We start from the raw sequence: 22281 nt of genomic DNA, 5'->3' as shown, positions 1-22281 counted from the left end.
CTGCGATCCAGCCGGGCAACCTCCCGTCTAACCGCTGCGGGAGCATTTTCAGAAATGCAATTCCGTTTCATTGACCGGATTCCTCGGCGCGTATTACGGTCCGTCCGCACCTGATTCCGCCACCGGTGTCCCAGGAGGTTGACGTCCCATGCGAATTTCCAGCAGCTGGCGTACGGTCGCGGTGACCGCCGTACTCACCCTGGCCGGCTCGACATTGGCTGGGGCCGACTACAGCCCCGGGCACCGCGATGCCGAGTGGGTCGGGACGTGGGCCACCGCGGTCACCCATGGCAACGCGGCCGGCTCGACAAACCTCGGGCTCACCGACCAGAGCGTCCGGCTGGTGGTGCGGCCGACCGTCGGCGGCGACCGGATCCGGATCCGGCTGTCGAACATCTACGGCGAGAAAACGGTCACTGTCGGCGCCGCGACCGTTGCCAAGCCCAACAAGTCGACGCCGGAGCTGTCCGACATCGACCCGGAAACCCTGCAGACGTTGACGTTCAACGGATCCGGGACCGCATCGATGGTCAAGGGCAGCGAGCTGCTGAGCGACCCGGTGAACCTCGAGCTGTCGAACCTCGACGACCTCGTGGTCAGCCTCTACTTCCCGGTGAACACCGGCCCGACGACGTTCCACGGCTCGTCGATCCAGGACAACTTCGTCGGCCCGTCGAACCTGGTCGACCAGCCCGGCGGAGCGGCGTACACGCTGACCCGTCGCTGCTGCTGGTTCTTCCTCTCCGGTGTTGATGTCGAGACCGACAAGTCCGCAGGGTCGATCGTCGTACTGGGCGACTCGATCACCGACGGCACGGCCAGCACATTCAACGCGAACAACCGTTGGCCTGATCAGCTCGCCGAGCGACTCGTCGCGGCCGCCGGCACCAGGCCGGTGCCGAGCGTGCTGAACGCGGGCCTCGCCGGCAGCCGGCTCAACCATGAAGGCAGCGAGCCGTCCGACAACGGCCTCTTCCCCGGCTTCAACGAGGTCGGTGTGAACTCTCTGGCCCGGCTGAACGAGGACGTGTTCGCTCAGACCGGCGTCCGCACAGTGATTACCGAGCTCGGCGTCAACGACATCTGGATGTCCGACGACTCGGCCGCCGAGATCATCGGCGCGCTTCGCCAGGTCAACGCGCAGGCCAAGGAACGCGGGCTGCGCAGCCTGGTCACCACGATCGCGCCGTTCGAAGGCCTCGGCGGCACGGACAGCTGGACGCCGGCAAAGGAAGCCACCCGCCAGGCGGTGAACAGCTACCTACGGGAGAGCCACGAGTTCGACGGAGTGCTCGACTTCGACGCCGTACTGCGTGATCCGGCTCAGCCGAGCAAGCTGAACCCGGTGTTCGACTCGGGCGACCACATCCACCCGAACGACGCGGGCTACCAGGCGATGGCGGCGTCCGTTCCGCTGAAGCTGGTGCGCTGAGTGCGGACAGCAAACGATCTCCTGGCAGCTCTGGGATCTGAGCAAGGCCGGCGCGATCCGATGCCGCTGTTCGCCGAGTTGCATCGGATCGGCCCGGTCTGCCGCCTGGAGCCGGGGAGTTCGCCGTACGCCGTGGTGGTCAACGGTTTCTACGCGGCGCAGGAGGCGCTGAAGGACACCCGGTTCCATCGGCTGCTATCGGCGGATCCGGATCCGAAAGACTCGGTCCTGCGCCGCCTCGGCGGGTCGATGATGTTCCGCAACGAGCCGGACCATCTGCGGATGCGTAAGGTTTTCCAGGCCGTGCTGATGCCACGGCGGCTGACCGGGTTCGAGCCGGTGGTGGACAGCCTGGTCGGCGAACTGCTCGACGACCTGGGCAAGGCCGGCGCGGATGGTCAGGTGGTCGACTTCGTCGACTTCGCCTACCGGTTGCCGATCACGGTGATCGCGACCTTCCTTGGCATTCCGCGCTCCGATGTCGGCTGGTTCCGTGATCGCACGCAGCGGATCGACGACTACCTCGACCTCGGCGGCAAGGCGCCGGAGCGACTGGCCGCGGCGAACCAGGCCGCCGACGAGCTCAACGCCTACTACGCCAGGATGATCGCCGACCGCCGGATCCGCCCGCGCGGCGACCTGGTCGGCTCGCTCGTCCACGCCCTCGATTCCGGTACGGCGGGGATCGACGAGCAGGAGCTGATCGACAACCTTCTCGTCCTGGTCAACGCCAGCTTCGTGACCACGATGAATCTGCTCACCAACGGTCTCGAGCTGTTGCTCGCCGAACCGAGGCTGGTCGAGGCCTTGCACGACGATTCCGGGCTCGCTGCCGACTACGTCGAGGAGATCCTCCGGCACCAGAGCTCGGTGCAGTTGATCAGCCGCAAGGCCTCGACCGACCTCGAGCTGGCGGGGGAGACGATCACCGAAGGCAGCCTGGTGCTGATCCTGCCGGGCGCGGCCAATCGCGACCCGGCCAAGCATCCCAACGCCGACACCTTCGATCCAGGACGGGACGACCTGCAGCATCTGTCCTTCGGCGCCGGACCGTTCTACTGTGTCGGGGCTGCGCTGGCGCGGATGGAAGGACGCGCCGCGCTCGGCCAGTTGTTCGAGCGGTTCCCCGGCTTGCGGTTCGCGGGCGAGCCGGTCCGCAGTCGTAGCCTGCTGTTGCGTGGGCACCAGTCCATGCCGATCCGATTGGGGTGAGCTCGAACCATGCCGCTGGATCCACAGGTCGAGGCGATGCGCGCGGAACGCGCGGCCGGCGACGTGCCACAGCTCTACACCCAGACGCTGGCGGAGGCTCGTGCCGCTGATCTCGCGTCCATCCAGGCCGCGGGTGGTGAGGTCGAAAACGTTCACCACGTCGAGGACATCACTACGGACGACGGCCTGCCGCTGCGCGTCTACCGCCCCGATCTGACCGGTCCGTTGCCGACGTTGATCTACTTCTTCGGCGGTGGATGGACGCTCGGCAGTATCGAGACGGCCGACGGCATCAGCCGCAAGCTGGCCAACGCCGTTCCTTGCCAGGTCATCACGGTCGGCTACCGCCTCGCGCCGGAACACCCGTTCCCGGCCGCGGTCAACGATTGCCACAGCGCCACGCATTGGATCGCGGCGAACGCGGACAAGCTCGGGGTGGATCCGACCCGGTTGGTCGTCGGTGGAGACAGCGCCGGCGGGAACCTCGCGGCCGCGACCACGTTGCTTGCCCGCGACAACGGTCCTGCACTGGCCGGCCAACTCCTCGTCTACCCCAACACCCTCTACGGCTCGGACACGATCTCCATGCGCGCCGGTGAAGACCCGCACCTGTTCAACAAGACGTCCGTCCGCTGGTACTGGAACCACTACCTGACCGACCCCGCCGACGGCCAGAACCCGCTGGCCTCCCCGCTTCTCGCCGAATCGCACGCAGATCTTCCGTCGGCGCTGGTGATCACCGCGGAGTACGACCCACTGCGCGACGAAGGCGAGTACTACGCCGAGAAGCTGCACGCCGCCGGTGTCCCGACCACCCTGAGCCGGTACGACGGGATGGTCCACGGCTTCTTCGCCATGTCCGGCATCCTCGATGGCGGCCAGAAAGCAATGTCCGAAGCCGCCGAGTGGTTGAGCGGAGTCTTCGCGGATGGCTGATGCCCTCAGCGACTACGAATCCCAGGCAGCTGCAATCCTGCCGACGGCCGTCTGGGATTTCGTTGCCGGCGGCAGCGGTTCCGAAATCACCCTCCGGCTCAACCGGATGGCGCTCGATGCGGTCACCCTCGTACCGCGGGTGCTGACCGGAGTCGACAAGCCGGACACGACGGCCGCGGTGCTCGGCCACGAGTGGTCGTCGCCGATCGCGGTGGCGCCGATGGCTTACCAACGACTCCTGCACGCCGAGGGTGAACTCCAGTTGGCCGGAGCAGCCGCGGACGCTGGAATCCCCTACATCATCAGCACTTTGAGCAGCTACACCTTGGAGGAGATCGCGGGGGCGGCGGCGCTCTCCTGGTTCCAGCTCTACTGGCTGCGGGATCGCGCGATGATCAGATCGCTCGTGGACCGTGCCGGGAAGGCCGGCTGCCGCGCGTTGATGGTGACCGTCGACGTACCCGTGATGGGCCGGCGACTTCGCGACGTTCGTAACTCTTTCGCACTGCCTGAAGACGTCGTCGCGGCGAACTTTGTCGACATGGTGACAGAGGCCCACGCGCCTGTACCGGGACTCTCGGCGGTTGCCGCCCACACGGCGTCTGCCTTCGAGCCTGCCGTGTCCTGGCGCGACCTGGAATGGCTGCGAAGTTCGACTGAGCTTCCCCTTGTGGTGAAGGGGATTCTCGATCCGCGGGACGCCCGGCGCGCCGTGGATGCCGGCGCCGCCGGTGTGGTCGTGTCGAACCACGGTGGCCGCCAGCTCGACACGGCGATCGCGTCGATCGATGCCCTCGGCCCCGTTGTCGAGGCCGTGGGCAACGACTGCGTCGTACTCCTGGACAGTGGGATTCGCAGTGGTACCGATGTCATCAAGGCGATCGCTCTCGGCGCGTCCGCCGTACTGGTGGGGCGGCCGTTGCTGTGGGCATTGGCTGTGGAAGCTGTGGATGAAGCGCTCGACCTGCTGCGGCGAGAGCTCCGGGATGCGATGTTGCTGGCCGGTTGCGCCGATCTGAACGCGGTCGGCGAGCTGACGACGGGGAGGACGCCGTGGCAGATCTCCGGCTGACCGACTTGCACGGTTCGCTCACCGACCGGGCGCTCAACTCGATGAACTTCCTCAACGAGATTTCGCACCACTACCCTGACGCGATCTCACTGGCTGCCGGCCGACCGACCGAGGAGCACTTCGACCTCGACGACGTACACGCCTACCTGCGCCGCTTCGCCGACCACCTCCGCGAGCAGGGGCACGATGAGCCGGCAGTGCGGCGGACGATCCTCCAGTACGGCCGGACCAAGGGCATCGTGCACGACCTGATCGCCCGCAACCTCGAGGTCGACGAGGACATCCTGGTCGAGCCGGAGTCGATCGTAGTAACCGTTGGCTGCCAGGAAGCGATGCTCCTCACCCTCAGAGCCCTCCGCCGGGATCCCGCCGACTTACTGCTCGCGTTCTCACCCTCGTACGTCGGAATCACCGGTGCTGCTCGCTTGGTCGACTTGCCCGTTGTGTCAGTTGCCGAGGACGACGATCTGGCCGTGGTGGTGAAGTCGGTACGGGCGGACGGACGCCGGCCGCGGGCCTGCTACGTGATGCCGGACTTCGCCAATCCCTCCGGCCTCAGCCTGGACCTGGCGGCCCGAAAACGATTGCTGGAGGTTGCGGCCGAGCAGGACCTGCTGTTGCTCGAAGACAACCCGTACGGGCTCTTCCCTGCCGACGGCGTCGACCGAATGCCGACGCTGAAGGCGCTCGACACCGACCGCCGGGTCGTCTACCTGGGATCGTTTGCCAAGACCGGGTTGCCCGGCGCCCGCGTCGGATATGTTGTCGCGGACCAGACCGTCGAAGCTCCGGACGGAAGTATCGGACGTCTGGCCGACGAGCTTTCGAAGATCAAGAGCATGGTCACGGTGAACACCTCACCGGTCGCCCAGGCCGTGATCGGCGGCAAACTCCTCGCGAACGATTTCAGCCTGGTCGCGGCCAACCGGCGTGAGCGCCAGATCTACGCCGCCAACCTGCGAGCCATCACCGACGGTCTCGCCGCACGCTTCCCAGGCGGTGAGATCAGCTGGACCGTTCCGTCCGGCGGATTCTTCGTCGTCGTCACCGTCCCGTTCCCGGTCGACGACGTACTGCTGGAGAAGTCGGCCCACGAGTACGGCGTTCTGTGGACCCCGATGAGCCACTTCTACGACGGCGACACCCCGATCCATGCGCTCCGGCTGTCCTGCAGCTCGGTGACGCCTACCGAGATCGAGGTCGCCCTCGACCGCCTCGCCGCGCTCATCACCGACGAACTGGTCCTTTCTGGCGCAGGAAAACTGGATCTGTAGAGCAGACCGGTCTGCTCCTAGTTTGGAGCCATGACCACCACCTGCGAGATCCCGGTAGTAGACGTTCCCGCCGCTCAGCGGCTGGTCACTGGCCAGTTCGCTCAGCTGCTGGCGATGGTGTTCGGTTCCGGGCTGAGCATGTACCTGCTGACCTCGGTGGTTCCGCTTTACCTCGCAGCCAGCGGGTCCGGTGGGATCGGCGCGGGGCTGTCGACTGGCGCGATGATGCTGTCCGCGGTCGGTGTCGAGTTGGTGGTGCCGCGGATGCTGGCCCGCTGGGGCTACCGCGTGGTCCTCGGACTCGGGCTGATCCTGCTCGGCGCGCCTTCGCTGATCCTGTTGCTCACGGCATCGCTGCCGATCGTCCTCGCGGTGTGCGTCATTCGCGGCGCCGGCCTGGCGATCCTGGTCGTGGGCGCCGTCGCGCTGGTCGCGGAAGTTGCCCCGAGCCACCGTCGGGGCGAGGCCTTCGGTGTCTACGGGCTGGCCGTCGGTTTGCCGGCAGTGATCGGTCTCCCGCTCGGCGTCCACCTGACCAACCTGATCGGTTTCGACGCCCTGTTCGTGCTGGCCGCGGTCGCGTCACTGGCCGGACTCGTCACCGTGAGTGCGATGCCCCAGACCACCAGCGTCGAGGAACAGCACGTCAAGGTGCTCGGCGGTCTGCGGGGGAGTGGGCTGTTGATGCCGACGTTCGTGTTCGCCGCGGTAACGGTTGCTGCTGGCATCAGCGTGACATTCCTGCCGCTGGCCGTTGCCAAGGACAAGCACTCGCTGGTTGCCACAGCCCTGCTGATGCAGGCGATCACGGCACCTGCCGCTCGTTGGCTGGCCGGTCGGTACGCGGATCGGATCGGCCCGGCGAAGCTGCTGGCACCGGCGCTCGTCTTTGCCGCTGCCGGTGCCGGTGCTCTGGTCCTGATCGGCAGTACCGTCGCCATCGTCGTGGGTTCAACCCTCTTCGGCATCGGTTTCGGCGCCGCGCAGAACCTGACGCTCACGCTGATGTACAACCGCGTCCCGAAGTCCCGCTACGGCCAGGTCAGCGCACTGTGGAACCTGGCGTACGACGGTGGTTGGGGCATCGGCGCCATCATCTTCGGCGCGGTGGTCGCCGGCACCGGCTACCCGTTGGCCTTCGGTCTGACGGCCGCCGTGGTCGCCGTCGCTGTCGTTCCCGCGGTTCAGAGTTTGCCCTGACCGGGGCGGTGGGGTGGGTCAGAGTTTGCGCAGCCGGACGTAGCGGACGGTGTGGTCGGCGCCTTTGCGGAGGACGAGGGTGGCGCGGGAGCGGGTGGGGAGGATGTTCTCGCGCAGGTTCGGGCCGTTGATGCCGTCCCACAACGACTCGGCCTTCTTGATCGCCTCGTCCCGGCTGAGTTCGCCGTACCGGACGAAGTACGACTCCGGGTTGCGGAAGGCGGTCTCCCAGAGCTTGAGAAAACGATGCACGTACCAGCTCCGGATGTCGTCCGCGGCGGCGTCGACGTACACGGAGAAGTCGAAGAAGTCGCTCACTGCCAGGCCGCTCTTGCCGTCGGCATGGCGGGGCGCGGGCTGCAGAACGTTCAACCCCTCGAGCAGCAGGATGTCCGGCTGCTCGACTGTCGTCCGTACGTCGGGCATCCGGTCGTAGTGCAGATGCGAGTAGACCGGCGCCTCGACCGTGTCCATGCCTGACTTCACCTCGACGACGAAGCGCAGCAGGGACTTGCGGTCGTACGACTCCGGAAAACCTTTGCGCATCATCAGGTTCCGGCGCTCCAGCTCCGCGTTCGGCCAGAGGAAGCCGTCGGTGGTGACGAGCGCGACCCGCGGGTGCTCGGGCCAGCGGGCCAGCAGCTCACGCAGCAAGCGGGCGGTGGTGGACTTGCCGACGGCAACCGATCCGCCGATGCCGATCACGAACGGGGTCCGGGTCGCGGCCGGCTTGCCGAGGAAGTCCTCGGTGTCGGCGTGCAGCGCGCGGGCGTGCCGGACGTAGAGCGACAGGATCCGGGACAACGGCAGGTAGACCTCACGGACCTCGTCCATGTCGATCTCGTCGCCCAGACCGCGGAGTCGCTCGACCTCGTCCGCGGTCAGCGGCGACTCGGTCGTCTCGGCCAGTTGCGCCCAGGCCGTCCGGTCCAGCTCGGTGTAGGGAGTCACCTCCCGCGTCGGCTGCAGCATGAGCCCATTCTTCCCACGGCAGTACGCGCGCACCCACACCGGGCGGGCGTGGCCTACATCTCAACTTAGGCGAGGTCTGGAAACCGCTTGCTGAGCTATTGACGCTCTGTGGGGGCGTGCGTACGGCGTGTCCCACAATAAGTGTCGAAGGTATTTACGAAACTTTCGACATGCCGTCCGTGAGGGAGATTTGGTCTCGACGCCGTGCTGGGGGCGGTGGTCGAGGAGGCCGGGTTGACCGGGTCGTATGCGAGGATCGACGGCGTCGAAGCGACACGTCGGTACAAGGACGGTCAGCGGTATCTGTTCCTGCTGAACCACGGGGACCGGGAGGTGCGGGTGGTGGCTGACAGAGCGGGGACCGAGCTGCTCACCGGCGAGCAGGTCGAGGCCGGGGCGAAACTGGTGCTGCCGGCAACCGGTGTGCTGGTGATGCGGTCGGATGACGACCTTTGACCCCTGCTGGCTCGGCAGCAAGAGGTTGCCCGAGGTAACGATCCATGCGTCCGGCGCGCTCGCGCAGACGATCCGGGCCGAGTTCCGGCAGACGCCGCGGCTGCGCACCGAGCTGGAAGTTGCCCTGTGCACCATTGGCCGGCTCGACGAGACGCCACTGGCCGGCCTGATTCGCCAGGTGCTGCCGACCGACGGGCTGGGCGACGAAGGCTTCGTGGTGATGCGACAGGGCAACAATCTGGTCGTCGCCGCCGAAGCCGGCCGCGGGCTGCTCTACGGGTACTTCTACCTGCTGCGGTACTTCGAGTGGATGGACGGCGACTTCACCGTGGTCGAGCGGCCGGCGATCCCGGTCCGGATGCTCGACCACTGGGACAACCTGACTCCGCATCCGGTGATGGGCTCGGTCGAGCGCGGGTACTCAGGTGGATCGATATTCTTCCGCGACGGCCGCGTGGTCGAGGATCTCACCCGGGTACGCGCGTACGCCCGGCTGCTCGCGTCGATCGGCATCAACGCGGTCGCGGTCAACAACGTCAACGTGCACGCCGCCGAGACCCGGCTGCTCACCGACCACCTCCCCGACGTGGCCCGGCTGGCCGGCGTGTTCCGCGAGTACGGGATCGCGCTCCACCTGTCGGTGAACTTCGCCTCGCCGATCGAGCTCGGCGGCGTGGACACCGCCGATCCACTGGACGAGCGGGTCGCCCGGTGGTGGTCGTCCGCGGTCAAGCGGGTGTACGACGCCGTACCGGATCTGGGCGGGTTCGTCGTGAAAGCGGACTCGGAGAACCGGCCGGGGCCGCATACGTACGGGCGTGATCACTCCGACGGGGCGAACATGCTCGCGCGGGCGCTGGCGCCGTACGGCGGAACCGTTTTCTGGCGGTGTTTCGTGTACGACTGCCATCAGGACTGGCGTGATCGCAGCACCGATCGCGCGCGGGCGGCGTACGACCACTTCATCCCGCTGGATGGGCGGTTCGACGACAACGTCGTACTGCAGATCAAGCACGGGCCGCTGGACTTCCAGGTGCGCGAGGCGGTGTCGCCTTTGCTGGGGGAACTCCAGGAGACAACGTTTGCTCTAGAGCTGCAGGTGACGCAGGAGTACACCGGGCAGCAGAAGGACCTGTGTTACCTCGGCCCGTGGTGGCGGGAGATCCTGCACTTCGACACGACCGGTGCCGACGGCCCGACCGTTGCCGAGCGCACCAAGGCGATCGTTGCCGTCTCCAACATCGGCGACGACCCGAACTGGACCGGCCACAAACTTGCCCAGAGCAACCTCTACGCGTACGGGCGGCTCGCCTGGGATCCGTCGGCAGACCCGGTCAGCCTGCTGCACGAGTGGGCTGCGGCGACCTTCGCGATGGACGACCGGACCCGCTCCGAGCTGGTCGCGATCATGGCAGACTCGTGGCGCACGTACGAGCGCTACACCGCACTCCTCGGCGTCGGCTTCATGGTCACGCCGGGCACCCACTACGGGCCGAACGTCAACGGATACGAGTACTCCGCCTGGGGCACCTACCACTTCGCCGACCGCTACGGCGTCGGCGTCGACCGGACTGTCGCCACCGGCTCAGGCTTCACCGGCCAATACCCCGAACCCCTCGCCGGCCGCTACGAGAACGTCTACACCTGCCCGGACGAACTCCTGCTCTTCTTTCATCACGTCCCTTACGACCACGTCCTCCAGAACGGCCGCACGGTCCTCCAGCACATCTACGACACCCACTTCCAGGGCTACGAAGAAGTCGAAGCCATGCTCACCCGCTGGAAGTCCATCGCCGACCGCTTCGACCCGACCACCCGCGAAAACATCACTCCCCGCCTAGAAGCCCAGCTCGCGAACGCCCGCGAATGGCGAGACCAGGTAAACACCTACTTCTACCGCCTCAGCGGCATCCCCGACGCGCATGGCCGCACGATCTACAGGTAGTCCCCGGGCCGAGCCGGGCGGTTTGCGTCGAGTGGGCGGTGGATGCCCTTGCCGGAGCCGATCACCCGCTCCTGGCCAGCTCCGATAGCGGGTTGTTTGATCGCTAGCGGCCTATTACTCGCTACCGGTGAAATGACCCGGTAGCGAGGTCGGCGGAGGGTGGGTTTGGTCCTGAAAGCGGACGGTTGGTGGGGGGCCTCACCCCATCGGGGTGTACCGAAGGACGGGTAGTGGTCGGCTGCGGCAGCGCTCCGCCCGCCTGGGCACGCGGGCGACTCGCCAGGTCGGCTGCCCACTACCCGTTCTTCGGTACGGCGGGCCGCTAGCTCACCACTCGCGAGGAGCATCTCAGGGTGCGGGTGTGGTCCACAGCGCGGACTTGGCCGGTGAGGGTGATGGGGAGGGTGGTGTGGATGTCGCGGCTGGAGGGGGCTAGGCGGAGTTCGATGGCGCCTGGTTCGACGACTCGAACTCCGGTGCGGGTGGCGAAGGAGGTCAGGTCGGCGTGGGCGGTGAATTCGACGGTGCGGGCTTCGCCCGCTGGGATGTCGACGCGGTGGTAGCCGATCAGGCGCGTGACTGGGCGGGTAACGGTTGCTACCGGATCGCCTAGGTAGAGCTGGACGATTTCGGTTCCGTCGCGTGGGCCGGTGTTGCGGACGGTCACTTTGACCGTGACCGTCCCATCGGTCGGCATCGAGGAGCGGTCCGCCTGAGCGTCGCTCCATTCGAAGGTCGTGTACGACGTCCCGTGGCCGAACGGGAACAAGGCCGTCGGATCCACGCTCGACACCTTGCTCGGCCCCGCGAGCGGCTGATGCAAGTACGTCCCCGGCTGGGCGCCCTCGCTGCGCGGAAGGCTGACGGGCAGTCGCCCAGAGGGATTGACCGCACCGGTGAGCACTCGAGCCAGCGCCGGCACACCCTCCTGCCCGGGGAAGAACGCCTGCACGATCGCTGCCGCACGATCAGCAAATCGGCCGAGCGCGTACGGGCGTCCGGACAGCAGCACGAGCACAGCCGGCGTGCCGGTGCCGAGAACCGCGTCGACCAGCTCCGCCTGACGGCCGGGAAGGGCGAGGGTCTCGACGTCGCAGCCCTCGCCGGAGGTTCCGCGACCGAACAACCCGGCACGGTCGCCGACGGCAACGATCACCACGTCGGCTTCGGTGGCCGCGGTGATCGCCTCGTCGAAGCCATCGACTGAGTCTTCGTCGACGGCGCAACCCTCGGCAGTCTTCAGATCGATGCCCTGAGCAACCAGCGCCTCAGCAAGTGACAAGATCGGCACGCCATCCTCGGTGCCCGGATAGCGCGGTCCGATGTGCATCGGGAACGTGTAGCAGCCGAGCATCGCATGCGGATCCATCCCGCGCGACCCGACCAGCGCCACCTTCTTGCCAGGGGCAACCGGCAGTACGCCGTCGTTGGCCACCAGCACAATCGATTCCTCCGCCAACCGAGCGGCGATCGAGCGGTTGCCGGCGCTGTCCAAATCGATCGGCCCACGAGGCTCCGGCGACCAACCGTCCAACAGCCCCAGCGAGTCCTTCTGGCGCAAGACCCGCCGCACCGCGCGATCGACGTACGAGATGTCGAGCCGGCCCTCCTCGACCTCGGCGATGAGCGCCTCGGCGTAGGTGTTCACGGTGGGCAGCTCGACGTCGATCCCGGCCTTCATGGCGAGCGCGGCTGCCTCGCCGTCGGTGCCGGCGACCTGGTGCAAGGTGCGGAGGAAGGCGATGGCGAAGTAGTCCGCGACGACCGTCCCGTCGAAGCCCCACTGGTCCCGCAGCAGCGTCGTGAGCAACTCCCCGTCGGCGGCGACCGGCACGCCGTCGATCTCGGCGTACGAGTTCATCACCGTACGCGCGCCGCCCTCGATGACCGCCATCTCGAACGGCGGGAGGATGACGTCGGCCAGCTCCTGCGGCCCCATCGACACCGGCGCGAGGTTGCGGCCGGCGCGGGAGGCCGAGTAGCCGGCGAAGTGCTTGAGGGTCGCGTGCACGCCACCGTGCTGGAGCCCGCGGACGTACGCCGTACCGATCGTGCCGACCAGGTACGGGTCCTCGCCGATGGTCTCCTCGGTGCGGCCCCAGCGATAGTCGCGGGTGACGTCGAGGACCGGAGCGAGGCCGAGGTGGGTGCCGACCGAGCGCATGTCGGCGCCGATACGCGCCGCCATCTCTTCGACGAGTGAAGGATCGAACGTTGCGCCCCAGGCGAGCGGCGTCGGGTAAATCGTGGCGCCGTACGCCGCGAAGCCGGTCAGGCATTCGTCATGCGCGATGGCCGGGATGCCGAACCGGTTGGCGGCCATGATCTGGCGCTGGGCGGCGGCCAGTGAGCGGGCGCCGGCCGTGGCCTCGACCGGGCGGGTGCCGAACGGGCGGGTGAGCTGGCCGAGGCCGTCCTTGATCACGTCGTCCCAGACCGGCGGGTCGCTGCTCATGTCGTGCTGGTACGGCGCGACGTCCTCGCCACTGTCACCGGCACCGACCCACAGACCGGCCAGTTGGGCGACCTTCTCGCGTAGCGTCAGCTCTGCCAGCAATGCCTCGACCCGGTCGCTCATCCAACTCCTCGAAAGTTTCGGTGTCGATTACGATACCTGCGCCGAGGTTAGCTTGTATTGTGCTGCTTGCACAGCGCTCGAGCCGGGTGGAGGACCTCGTGGGCCAGCGGATGACCATTTCGAAAATTGCGGAGCAGGCCGGTGTGTCCGTGCCCACCGTGTCCAAGGTGCTGAACGGCCGCGCCGACGTCGCCGAGGAAACCCGCGCGAAGGTCGAGAGCATCATCCAGGAGCACGGCTACCGGCGCCGTACCACCAGTACGCCGAGCAGCCCGATGATCGACCTCGTCTTCCACGAGATCGGCGGCGCCTGGGCGGTCGAGCTGATCCGCGGCGTCGAAGAGGTGGTCCGCGACGAGGGCGTCGAGCTGGTGCTGTCGGAATGCGGCGGCGCCCGGCGGCCGCGGCAGCAGTGGATCGAGTCCGTCCTGCTCCGCCGTCCGCTCGGCGTGATCATGGTGTTCTCCGACCTCGACGCGGATCAGCGGGCGCAGCTGGAGGCGCGGCGGATCCCGTTCGTGGTGGTCGACCCGGTCGGTGACGAGGGCGACGACGTACCGTCGATCGGCTCCGCGAACTGGAACGGCGGCCGGATGGCGACGCTTCACCTGCGCAAACTCGGCCATGAGCGGATCGGCATGATCGGCGGCCCGGTCGAGACGCTGTGCTCGCGGATGCGGGTGAACGGCTACACCGACGCGCTGCGGTCGACCGGGGCCACTGTCGATCCCGACCTGATCCGGAACGGTGACTTCGAGGTCAGCAGCGGGCACCGGGAGGCGCTGGCGCTGCTCAGCCTGCCGGAGCCGCCGACCGCGATCTTCGCCGGCAGCGACCTGCAGGCGCTGGGTGTGTACCAGGCCGCGCGCGAGCTCGGGCTGGAGATCCCGCGCGATCTGTCGGTCGTCGGGTACGACGATCTGCCGGTGGCGCAATGGGTGGCGCCGACGCTGACCACGATCCATCAGCCGCTTCGCCAGATGGCGGAGCTGGCGACTCGCCTGGTGCTGGACCTGGCTCGCGGTGTTACTCCGTCGGCGCTCCGGATGGACCTCGCCGTACAGATGAGAGAGCGCCAGTCCACAGCCCCGCCCGGCTAATGTGGGCCGCATGATCGTGGGCGTAGGCATCGATGTGGTCGACGTGGAGCGGTTCATGAAGACTCTCGAGCGGACGCCGGGTTTGCGGGATCGGGTGTTCACGCCGGCGGAGGCGGTGAGGCCGCCGGCCTCGCTGGCCGCTCGGTTCGCCGCCAAGGAGGCGCTCGCCAAGGCGCTCGGCGCGCCGGCCGGGATGCAGTGGCACGACGCCGAGGTGCAGACCGACGAGACCGGCCGTCCCTGGCTGGAGATCACCGGCACCGTTGCCGCCCAGGCCGGCCGGTTGGGTGTCCAGAGCCTGCATCTGTCGCTCAGCCACGACGCCGGTATCGCATCCGCCGTAGTGATCCTGGAGGGCTGACATGCGCCGCGCGCACACTGTCGAGCAGGTCCGCGCCGCCGAGGCTTCGCTGATGGCGCGGCTTCCTGAGGGGACGCTGATGCAACGCGCCGCAACCGGCCTGGCGGTTGCCATCAGCAACTTCCTCGGCCGCGCGTACGGCGCTCGCGTCGTACTGCTGATCGGGTCCGGCGACAACGGCGGCGACGCTCTCTATGCCGGTGTTCGGCTAGCCCGCCGAGGCGCTCACGTGACCGCCGTACTGCTGTCGGAGAAGGCTCATGAGGCTGGGCTGGAGGCGCTGCTGGCGGTCGGTGGACGCGTGGGTTCGCCGGACGACATCGCTCGGGCTGACGTCGTCGTGGATGGCATCGTCGGCATCGGCGGTCGCCCCGGTCTCCGCCCCGACGCCGCCGCTGCCGTCGAACTCGCCGAGTCGCACAACGTACCGATCGTCGCGGTCGACGTCCCGTCCGGCGTCGACGTCGACACCGGCGAGACCCCCGGTCCGCACGTCCGCGCCGACCTCACCGTCACCTTCGGTACGCACAAGATCTGCCACCTGATCGACCCAGCTGCTTCGGCCTGTGGTCCGGTTCATCTGGTCGACATCGGCCTCGACCTGCCCCAGGCGTCTGTCGAGTCGCTCCAGGATGCCGACGTACGCGCGCTCTACCCGGTCCCACACGGCGAGTCCGATAAGTACTCGCGCGGCGTCCTCGGCCTGATGGCCGGCTCCACGCAGTACCCCGGCGCTGCCGTCATCGCCACCGCCGGCGCTCTCGGCGGCCCGATCGGCATGATCCGGTACGTCGGCCCGGACGCCGTGGCGGCCGAAGTCCGCGCCGCGCATCCGGAGATCGTCGCTGTCGAAGGCCGGGTGCAGGCCTGGGCAGTCGGCTCCGGCCTCGGCGACAACCTCGATGTACCCCAGGTGCGCGAACTGCTCGAAGCAGAGGAACCGGTCATCCTCGACGCCGACGGTCTCAAGGCGCTCGACGACTCCGGCGACCACGAAGGCGTGCTCGCGACTCCGCACGCGGGTGAACTGGCCCGGCTGCTCGGGGTCGAGCGTTCGACGGTCGAAGCCGAACGCCTCAAGCACGCCCGCTTGGCCGCCGAACGCTTCGACGCCACAGTCCTGCTGAAGGGCGCCACCACAGTCATCGCCGCGCCCGACGGACACGTCCGGGTCAACGGCAACGCGACTCCCTGGCTGGCCACGGCCGGTGCGGGCGACGTGCTCGCCGGCCTCTGCGGCGCCTTCCTCGCCGCGGGCCTCACCGCGCTCGATGCCGCCAGCCTGGGCGCCTACCTCCACGCGGCCGCCGCGAACTTGGCTTCAGACGACGGCCCGATCACAGCGCTCTCCGTCGCCGCCGCCCTTCCCGAAGCAACCCGCCAACTGCTGCAACCTTGAGACTCCCTGGGCAGGAAGGGCTGAGCATTGTCGAACGATCGCGGAGACACGTTCAGCGGGTGGCGGTGAAGTCCAGGCCGTTGCTGGGGGCACGGAGTTTGAGGCGGTTCGCGTCGATCTCGTAGGTGACGTTGCCCTTCAGGCCGTTGAGCAGAGCGGTTTCCAGTACGGCGGCGTCGCCGGCGCAGGCGCGGCGGGTGGTGGCGATTTCGCCGAAGGTGAGTTTGGTGGTGTCACGAGCGACGGGGCCCTGGAGTTCGTTGCAGTCGGTCGAGCCGGTGACGCGTTCGCCGTTGAACGTTATCCAGACCTTCTCCGCGCCGGCCGAGTGTGAGGCGACCTCACCGGTGATGACGGTTTCGAGAATCCACTTGGTGCCGTCCAGAGCGAGGTCCGGTTCGGCGGTCTGACCGTCCTGCAGCGAGATCGCCGTACCGCCGGAGCTGACGGTGAGCTGGTCGCCTTCCAGCTTCCAGGCCGGGTCGGCGGACAGGAGCTTGCTGAGCCAGTCGTCCTGCGCGTGCCGCGGTTGATCGCAACCCATGCCGGTCATCGCGAGATCGTCCATCGACAGCTTGCCGCCGCTCGTCTTCACTGGGGACTGCATCGAGTTGCAGCCGGCGTCCGCGATCAGCCGGCCGTCATCGGTGAAGTGCAAGCTGATCCGCGTGTTCGCGACCAGCTCATTCGGCTGCCCGTCTTCCGTCACTGCTGTGGACAAGTACGTCTTCCCCTTCAGCGACCCGCCACTCGCACTCGACTCGTCGCCACACCCGGCCAGCGCCAGCAGCAAACCGGCGACGACAACCATCCGCATGTTCACAAGCTACGGACGCTCCGGTCCACCCGGATGTTGCAGTAGATCGCCGTGGCTCTGAGTGATTTCTCGTCGCCCGGCCGCCTCAAGAGGCGGGCACGCTGCGTGAAAACGGTGCCCCGAGTTGGCTTTTCAGATCACGGTTGGATAACGTCAGCCGCCGTACGCGCGAGAGCGAACGTGAAGGACATGGCCGGCGAGCCCCCTCGCCCGGTCTGCCCGGACCGATTCGGCGCTACGGGGAACGCCGCTGTCCTGGCCTCTCTGGGGACCAAACAGAACAGTTGTGGGCCATCCTGAAGTGCTGGGGCAATGCAGGGTGGCCCGTCGAGCAGACGAGGAAAGTTTCGCATGCCCCCCATCCGAACTGCCCGAAGCCGAGTCATCGTCGCGGCGGTGTGCCTTGCCCTCGGTGCCGTAGTTGCAGCACCGATCGCCGTCCAGGCGGCCAAGGACTCACCCGTAGCGGCGACGACCACCGGCGCCTCCACGGACAGCACGGTTTCAGCCCTCCCAGGTGTCGGACGCGTCGAGAGTTGTGTCCTGGACGCCAAATCGGGTTGCACGGTCATCCACGGCTTCGCCACGAAGCCGACGGCGATCGTGGCGACCGCCTCCGGTTCGTCGATCCTGTCGATCGACCCGAACAGCATCACCACCAAGACCTACCGGCTGCAGGCCCTGCGCCGCGGCGGCGAGCCGTACGCCGCCGGCAAGAAGCTTCGCTACACGGTGCACTACGACTTCGCACCGGCGCCGACGCAGCCCACCACGCCCACCCCGACGGCCACTTCGTCACCGACTCAGTCGCCGACCAGCAGCCCGACGCCGACGGCGACCACCAGCCCGACCAAGACGCCGACGTCGAGCCCGACGACCACGTCGACCCCCACCTCCTCGCCGACCGCGACCTCGACCCCCACGTCGACGAGCAGCCCGTCGACGACCTGCACCAACCCGTCCTTCGTCACCACCGCGACGGGCAACTCGGGTGAGGGCCGGACGTTCGGTGCGTACTACGTCCACAACAACATGTGGAACAACCACAACGGCACCTACACCCTGTCCGCCTGCAACTACGACAACTGGTACCTCGACGTCACCCAGCCGCTGCCGGGCGACAACGGCGTGCAGGCGTACCCGAACGTGCACAAGGACTACAACGACGTCCCGCTGTCCAAGATCCAGTCGGCCAAGTTCGCCGCGACGACTCCCGCCAACTGCAGCGCGTGCATCTACAACGTCGCGTTCGACGCGTGGATCGGCGACGGGCTGAACAACGAGCTGATGATCTGGACCGACAACAAGAACCAGGTCCCAGGCGGCAGCAAGGTCGGCACCGTGACCTTCGGTGGCTTCACGTACGACGTCTGGCACCGGTCCGGCTACACGGCGTACGTGTCCCAGGTGACGCAGAAGTCCGGCACGATGCCGCTGGCGAGCTTCTTCAACGACATGGTCAAGCGTGGTTGGGCCCCGCAGGCCACGACGTGGCAGGTCGACTACGGCGTCGAGGTCGTGTCCACCGGCAACACCAAGCAGCGCTTCACCTTCAACGACTTCTCCATCCAGGAGAACTGACCCCTCGCGCTCTCGCGAACCAGGCGGCCGCCGTGACTCCCCACGTCACGGCGGCCGCCGTATTTGCATAGGGTGCAGGCGTGACCGGACTGGTGATCTTCGACAACGACGGTGTGCTGGTGGACTCCGAGCGGCTGGCCAACACGATCCTGGCCGAGCTGCTCACCGAAGCGGGACTGCCGTACACGTTCGAGGAGACGGTCCGCGACTTCATGGGCGGCAGCATGGCCTCGATGCGGCAGCAGGCCGAGGCTCAGCTGGGCCGGCCGCTGCCCGCCGATCTGGAGGACCGCTACCACCAGCGCCTCTTCGACGGGTTCGCGAATCTGCGCGCGATCTCGGGTGTCGAGCAGGTGCTCGACCATCTTGATGCCGAGGGCCTGACCTACTGCCTCGCGTCGTCGGGGACGCACCAGCGGATCCACACTGCGTTGACCGCGGTGGGTTTCTGGCTGCGCTTCGAGGGCAGGATCTTCAGTGCCGAAGATGTTGCCCACGGCAAGCCCGCACCCGATCTGTTCCTGCACGCCGCGCGCTCGATGGGTGTCAAACCGGTCGACTGCCTGGTGATCGAGGACAGCCCACTCGGCGTCGCCGCCGCCAACGCGGCCGGGATGAAGGTGTTCGGATACGCCGGGATGACAGACCCGGCGAAGCTGGCCGATGCCGACGTGGTTTTCCACAACATGGCCGCCCTGGCGGAGCTCATCGACAGGGCCTGAGACACTGGAGGAGCTATGTCTACCCTCCAGTCACTTGGCAGCGAGCGGCCGCACCGTGCCGAAGCGGTCGTCGACCTGGCCGCGATCCGGCACAACGTGGCCACGCTGCGTGCCCGCGCCGAGAACGGCGCCCAGCTGATGACCATCGTCAAGGCCGACGGCTACGGCCACGGCATGATCCCGGTCGCCCGCGCCGCCCGCGAGGCCGGCGCCGATTGGATCGGCGCCGCCGTGCTCGAGGAGGCGCTCGCGCTGCGCGACGCCGGCGACACCGGGCCGATCTTCTGCTGGCTGACCACCCCCGGTGAGCCGCTCGAGGACGCGATTGCCGCCGGCATCGACTTGTCCGCCGCCGCGCCCTGGGAGATCGATGAGCTCGTAGCCGGCGTTACCGATCGCCCGGCCCGGGTCCACCTCAAGATCGACAGTGGCCTGAGCCGTGGCGGCGCCGTACCGGAGGAGTGGCCGGCGCTGATTCGGGCCGCGTTGCGTGCGCAGCAGGCCGGCCGGATCGAGATCAAGGGCATCTGGTCGCACCTGGCGTCCTCGGACGAGCCGAAGTCGCCGGCGAACGAGGCCCAGCTGGCGACGTTCACCGAGGCGATCGAGGTGGCCGAGTCGTTCGGCGTGGACGCGGAGTTCAAGCACCTGGCCAACTCCGGTGCCACGCTCGCGCTGCCCGAGACCCATTTCAACCTGGTCCGGCCGGGCGTGGCGACGTACGGGCTCTCACCGTTCGGGCATGCGCTGCCGTCGGCCGAGCTGGGGCTGCGGCCGGCGATGACGCTCAAAGCGCGGTACGCGATGGTCAAGCGCGTCCCGGCCGGCGCGGGCGTTTCCTACGGCCTGACCTGGACCGCGCCGCGGCCGTCGACCCTCGGGCTGATTCCACTCGGGTACGGCGACGGCCTGCCGCGGCACGCGTCGAACGGTGCGCCGATCCAGTCCGGCGGCGAGCGTCGTACGATCGTCGGCCGGATCTGCATGGATCAATGCGTGGTCAACCTCGAGGACGACCAGGCGGCCGCGGGCGACGAGGTGGTGCTGTTCGGCCCGGGGGCCGACGGTGAGCCGACGGTGGACGACTGGGCCGATGCGGCAGGGACCATCAACTACGAGATCGTCACCCGGCTGGGCTCGCGGATCCCCCGCCGGTACATCGACAGCGGGAGGTAGACCGGCATGTCCAAAGCAGGACGCACCGCCGGTCTGATCGGAGCCGCGGTCGGGGTACTGGCTGCTGGCGCGGCGGCCGGTGTCGCGGTCGAGCGGCAGGTGATCGGCCGGCGGTCGAGCCAGCGCGCGCAGCTCGAGGCCGAGCCGTTCGGTTCGCTGCGCGGCACGCCGTACGTGTTCACCGCCGACGACGGAGTCGAGCTGTACGTCGAAGTCGACGAGCTGAAGCGATCACGCCGGCCCGCGCCGCCGAAGCGCCGGTTCGGCAAAAAGCTGCCGCTGCCGCCGGAGGACCTGACCCTGATCTTCGCCCACGGCTACGGCCTCAACCAGGACTGCTGGCACTTCGAGCGCCGCGACCTGGCCGGCATCGGCACGATGGTGTTCTACGACCAGCGTTCGCACGGGCGCTCCGGCCGGTCGCCGAAGGAGAACGTCAGCATCGACCAGCTCGGCCGCGACCTGTACGGCATCATGCAGCAGTTCGCACCGACCGGCCCGGTGATCCTGATCGGGCACTCGATGGGCGGCATGTCGATCATGGCGCTGGCCGAGCAGCATCCGGAGCTGTTCGGCGACCGGATCATCGGCGTCGGCCTGTGCTCGACCAGCGCCGGCGCTCTCGACCGGGTCCCGATCGTCTTCCCCGGCAAGGTCGGCATGCTCGCCCGCGCGCTGGCGACGCCGACGGTCGCCGCGCTGGCCCGGATCCCCGACGTGGTCGAGCGCAGCCGGAAGGCCGGCACCGACATCAGCTACCTGCTGACCCGGAAGTACTCGTTCGGCTCCGAGGTGCCGCCGGCCTTCACCGAGTTCGTCAACGAGATGATCGCGGCGACCCCGATCTCGGTGATCGCGGAGTTCTACCCGATCTTCGCGCTGCACGACAAGTACGACGCCCTGGAGCCGCTGCAGAAGGTGGAGTGCGTCGTGATCGGTGGGGACAACGACCACCTGACGCCGTTCGCCCATGCCGAGGAGATCGTCCGGCACGTGCCCGGAGCGGAGCTGGTCGAGGTGAAGAACTGCGGTCACCTCGGCCTGATCGAGCACCACCGTGAGTTCACCGCCGCCCTCCTTGGCATGATCGAACGAGCCGAAACCTCTTTGCTGGGACACCAATGACCGACCTGCACGTCATCGACGCCACCGCTGATCACGTGGACGAGATCGTCCACGTGATTCACCATGCCTTCTCGGCCCGGCGAGTGCTCGATCCGCCCTCCACCGCCTTGACCGAGAACGCGACCACTGTCGGCGCGGCCGTCGCCGACCACGGTGGTTTGCTGGTTCGCATCGACGGCGCCCCGGCCGGTGCGTTGCTGTTCGAGGAGGATGGCGACGTACTGCATCTGCGGCGGGTGTCGGTGGACCCGCGGCATCAGGCTCGCGGGGTCGCGTCGGCGATGGTCGGCTGCGCCGAGGAGGTCGCCGTACGGCGGGGGATCCGGCGGGTGCAACTGATTGCGCGGGTCGAGCTTCCGGACACGGTGGAGTTCTGGCGAAGGCGTGGGTATTCGGTGGTGGAACAGCACGATCACAACCTGATCTATGCGAAGGCGATGCCGCTCGAGCTGACCGTGCCGACCGCGGACGACATGCGGGCGATCGGCGAGGAACTTGCCGGGCAGTTGCGGGCGGGCGACGTACTGGTGCTGTCCGGTGATCTCGGTGCGGGGAAGACGACGTTCACGCAGGGGCTTGGAGCTGGGCTGAAGGTGCGTGGTGACATCACGTCACCGACGTTCGTGATCTCGCGGGTGCATCCGTCGCTCGCGGGTGGGCCGGCGTTGGTCCATGTGGACGCCTATCGCCTGGGCGGTTTCGCCGAGTTGGACGACCTGGATCTGGACGCGAGCCTGGACGACGCGGTCACAGTGGTCGAGTGGGGTCATGGGCTGGCCGAGTCGCTGGCTCCGGACCGGCTCGACATCGTCGTGACCCGCGGCGACGACGACACGGACGAGACCCGCGAAATCCGGATCACACCGGTGGGTCCGCGCTGGGCCGCGTCCGGCGTACGGGTTTCTGTACTGGAGAAGAACTGA

The 22281-nt window shown here is 67.8% G+C and carries 19 protein-coding genes; 16 read left to right on the top strand and 3 right to left on the bottom strand.

Features of this window, described 5'->3' with window-relative positions; translation table 11 throughout:
• Nucleotides 1–148: 148 nt before the first annotated feature.
• The 6 genes from EV646_RS15280 to EV646_RS15255 are packed head-to-tail and all read left to right on the top strand — an operon-like array spanning nt 149 to nt 7126.
• Nucleotides 149–1432 (top strand): SGNH/GDSL hydrolase family protein, encoded by a 1284-nt coding sequence (locus EV646_RS15280; RefSeq protein ID WP_132148869.1) that lies wholly within the window; start codon nt 149–151, stop codon nt 1430–1432.
• Complete coding sequence (locus EV646_RS15275; RefSeq protein WP_199236980.1) at nt 1433–2644, top strand: cytochrome P450; 1212 nt, start codon at nt 1433–1435, stop codon at nt 2642–2644.
• A 9-nt stretch (nt 2645–2653) separates the two neighbouring features.
• Nucleotides 2654–3580 (top strand): alpha/beta hydrolase, encoded by a 927-nt coding sequence (locus EV646_RS15270; protein ID WP_132148867.1) that lies wholly within the window; start codon nt 2654–2656, stop codon nt 3578–3580.
• A complete protein-coding gene (locus EV646_RS15265) occupies nt 3573–4652 on the top strand; it encodes an alpha-hydroxy acid oxidase (RefSeq protein WP_132148865.1) in 1080 nt (359 codons plus the stop codon). Before EV646_RS15270 ends, EV646_RS15265 begins: the two co-directional genes overlap by 8 nt.
• Nucleotides 4634–5926 (top strand): aminotransferase-like domain-containing protein, encoded by a 1293-nt coding sequence (locus EV646_RS15260; RefSeq protein ID WP_199236979.1) that lies wholly within the window; start codon nt 4634–4636, stop codon nt 5924–5926. The genes EV646_RS15265 and EV646_RS15260 overlap by 19 nt, the downstream gene beginning before the upstream one ends.
• Before the next feature lie 30 nt (nt 5927–5956).
• A complete protein-coding gene (locus EV646_RS15255) occupies nt 5957–7126 on the top strand; it encodes an MFS transporter (protein ID WP_132148864.1) in 1170 nt (389 codons plus the stop codon).
• A gap of 18 nt (nt 7127–7144) precedes the next feature.
• Here EV646_RS15255 and coaA read toward each other — a convergent pair whose 3' ends face one another.
• Nucleotides 7145–8098: a type I pantothenate kinase gene (gene coaA / locus EV646_RS15250; protein ID WP_132148862.1), complete on the bottom strand. Its 954-nt coding sequence runs from the start codon at nt 8096–8098 to the stop codon at nt 7145–7147.
• A gap of 204 nt (nt 8099–8302) precedes the next feature.
• On the opposite strand from coaA, the gene EV646_RS15245 reads away from it, so the two are divergent.
• The gene (locus EV646_RS15245) at nt 8303–8554 is read left to right on the top strand and encodes a Beta-galactosidase C-terminal domain (protein WP_132148860.1); all 252 of its coding nucleotides are present in this window, start codon (nt 8303–8305) and stop codon (nt 8552–8554) included.
• Nucleotides 8541–10499 (top strand): alpha-glucuronidase family glycosyl hydrolase, encoded by a 1959-nt coding sequence (locus EV646_RS15240; protein WP_132148858.1) that lies wholly within the window; start codon nt 8541–8543, stop codon nt 10497–10499. The genes EV646_RS15245 and EV646_RS15240 overlap by 14 nt, the downstream gene beginning before the upstream one ends.
• Before the next feature lie 322 nt (nt 10500–10821).
• Here the strand turns inward: EV646_RS15240 and EV646_RS15235 are convergent, their stop codons facing one another.
• The gene (locus tag EV646_RS15235; protein WP_132148856.1) at nt 10822–13077 is read right to left on the bottom strand and encodes a beta-xylosidase/alpha-l-arabinosidase; all 2256 of its coding nucleotides are present in this window, start codon (nt 13075–13077) and stop codon (nt 10822–10824) included.
• Nucleotides 13078–13187: 110 nt separating this feature from the next.
• Here EV646_RS15235 and EV646_RS15230 point away from each other — a divergent pair, with 110 nt between their 5' ends.
• Genes EV646_RS15230 through EV646_RS15220 form a run of 3 tightly spaced genes read left to right on the top strand, consistent with a single transcriptional unit; the run spans nt 13188 to nt 15937 of the window.
• Nucleotides 13188–14177, top strand: coding sequence for a LacI family DNA-binding transcriptional regulator (locus EV646_RS15230; protein WP_132148854.1), 990 nt, complete (start codon nt 13188–13190; stop codon nt 14175–14177).
• A gap of 10 nt (nt 14178–14187) precedes the next feature.
• Entirely contained in the window at nt 14188–14538 is a 351-nt protein-coding gene (locus EV646_RS15225) for a holo-ACP synthase (RefSeq protein WP_132148852.1), read from the top strand.
• A gap of 1 nt (nt 14539) precedes the next feature.
• Nucleotides 14540–15937 carry an NAD(P)H-hydrate dehydratase gene (locus EV646_RS15220; RefSeq protein WP_132148850.1) on the top strand — a complete coding sequence of 466 codons (1398 nt, stop codon included), beginning with the start codon at nt 14540–14542 and terminating at the stop codon, nt 15935–15937.
• Between the two features lie 52 nt (nt 15938–15989).
• Here EV646_RS15220 and EV646_RS15215 read toward each other — a convergent pair whose 3' ends face one another.
• On the bottom strand, nt 15990–16754 hold the full coding sequence (locus EV646_RS15215) for an META domain-containing protein (RefSeq protein WP_132148848.1): 765 nt from the start codon (nt 16752–16754) through the stop codon (nt 15990–15992).
• A gap of 351 nt (nt 16755–17105) precedes the next feature.
• Here EV646_RS15215 and EV646_RS15210 point away from each other — a divergent pair, with 351 nt between their 5' ends.
• From EV646_RS15210 to tsaE, 5 genes are all read left to right on the top strand, one after another.
• The gene (locus EV646_RS15210) at nt 17106–18335 is read left to right on the top strand and encodes a GH12 family glycosyl hydrolase domain-containing protein (protein ID WP_132148846.1); all 1230 of its coding nucleotides are present in this window, start codon (nt 17106–17108) and stop codon (nt 18333–18335) included.
• A gap of 80 nt (nt 18336–18415) precedes the next feature.
• Entirely contained in the window at nt 18416–19057 is a 642-nt protein-coding gene (locus EV646_RS15205) for an HAD family hydrolase (RefSeq protein WP_241995964.1), read from the top strand.
• 15 nt (nt 19058–19072) lie between these two features.
• On the top strand, nt 19073–20233 hold the full coding sequence (alr, locus tag EV646_RS15200) for an alanine racemase (protein WP_132148844.1): 1161 nt from the start codon (nt 19073–19075) through the stop codon (nt 20231–20233).
• Between the two features lie 6 nt (nt 20234–20239).
• Nucleotides 20240–21358 (top strand): alpha/beta fold hydrolase, encoded by a 1119-nt coding sequence (locus tag EV646_RS15195; protein WP_132148842.1) that lies wholly within the window; start codon nt 20240–20242, stop codon nt 21356–21358.
• Entirely contained in the window at nt 21355–22281 is a 927-nt protein-coding gene (gene tsaE / locus EV646_RS15190; RefSeq protein WP_132148840.1) for a tRNA (adenosine(37)-N6)-threonylcarbamoyltransferase complex ATPase subunit type 1 TsaE, read from the top strand. The genes EV646_RS15195 and tsaE overlap by 4 nt, the downstream gene beginning before the upstream one ends.

This window comes from Kribbella antiqua (assembly GCF_004345665.1).
Lineage (GTDB): Bacteria > Actinomycetota > Actinomycetes > Propionibacteriales > Kribbellaceae > Kribbella > Kribbella antiqua.
Note: the sequence above shows the minus strand (reverse complement) of the source record. Positions and strands in the feature narration are given on the sequence as shown.

Bases quoted from the DNA above. Each gene is read 5' to 3' on its own strand.
- EV646_RS15280 (WP_132148869.1), top strand. From the start codon at position 149: ATGCGAATTTCCAGCAGCTGGCGTACGGTCGCGGTGACCGCCGTACTC.
- EV646_RS15270 (WP_132148867.1), top strand. From the start codon at position 2,654: ATGCCGCTGGATCCACAGGTCGAGGCGATGCGCGCGGAACGCGCGGCC.
- EV646_RS15265 (WP_132148865.1), top strand. From the start codon at position 3,573: ATGGCTGATGCCCTCAGCGACTACGAATCCCAGGCAGCTGCAATCCTG.
- EV646_RS15255 (WP_132148864.1), top strand. From the start codon at position 5,957: ATGACCACCACCTGCGAGATCCCGGTAGTAGACGTTCCCGCCGCTCAG.
- coaA (WP_132148862.1), bottom strand. From the start codon at position 8,098: ATGCTGCAGCCGACGCGGGAGGTGACTCCCTACACCGAGCTGGACCGG.
- EV646_RS15240 (WP_132148858.1), top strand. From the start codon at position 8,541: ATGACGACCTTTGACCCCTGCTGGCTCGGCAGCAAGAGGTTGCCCGAG.
- EV646_RS15235 (WP_132148856.1), bottom strand. From the start codon at position 13,077: ATGAGCGACCGGGTCGAGGCATTGCTGGCAGAGCTGACGCTACGCGAG.
- EV646_RS15230 (WP_132148854.1), top strand. From the start codon at position 13,188: ATGACCATTTCGAAAATTGCGGAGCAGGCCGGTGTGTCCGTGCCCACC.
- EV646_RS15225 (WP_132148852.1), top strand. From the start codon at position 14,188: ATGATCGTGGGCGTAGGCATCGATGTGGTCGACGTGGAGCGGTTCATG.
- EV646_RS15220 (WP_132148850.1), top strand. From the start codon at position 14,540: ATGCGCCGCGCGCACACTGTCGAGCAGGTCCGCGCCGCCGAGGCTTCG.
- EV646_RS15215 (WP_132148848.1), bottom strand. From the start codon at position 16,754: ATGCGGATGGTTGTCGTCGCCGGTTTGCTGCTGGCGCTGGCCGGGTGT.
- EV646_RS15210 (WP_132148846.1), top strand. From the start codon at position 17,106: ATGCCCCCCATCCGAACTGCCCGAAGCCGAGTCATCGTCGCGGCGGTG.
- alr (WP_132148844.1), top strand. From the start codon at position 19,073: ATGTCTACCCTCCAGTCACTTGGCAGCGAGCGGCCGCACCGTGCCGAA.
- EV646_RS15195 (WP_132148842.1), top strand. From the start codon at position 20,240: ATGTCCAAAGCAGGACGCACCGCCGGTCTGATCGGAGCCGCGGTCGGG.
- tsaE (WP_132148840.1), top strand. From the start codon at position 21,355: ATGACCGACCTGCACGTCATCGACGCCACCGCTGATCACGTGGACGAG.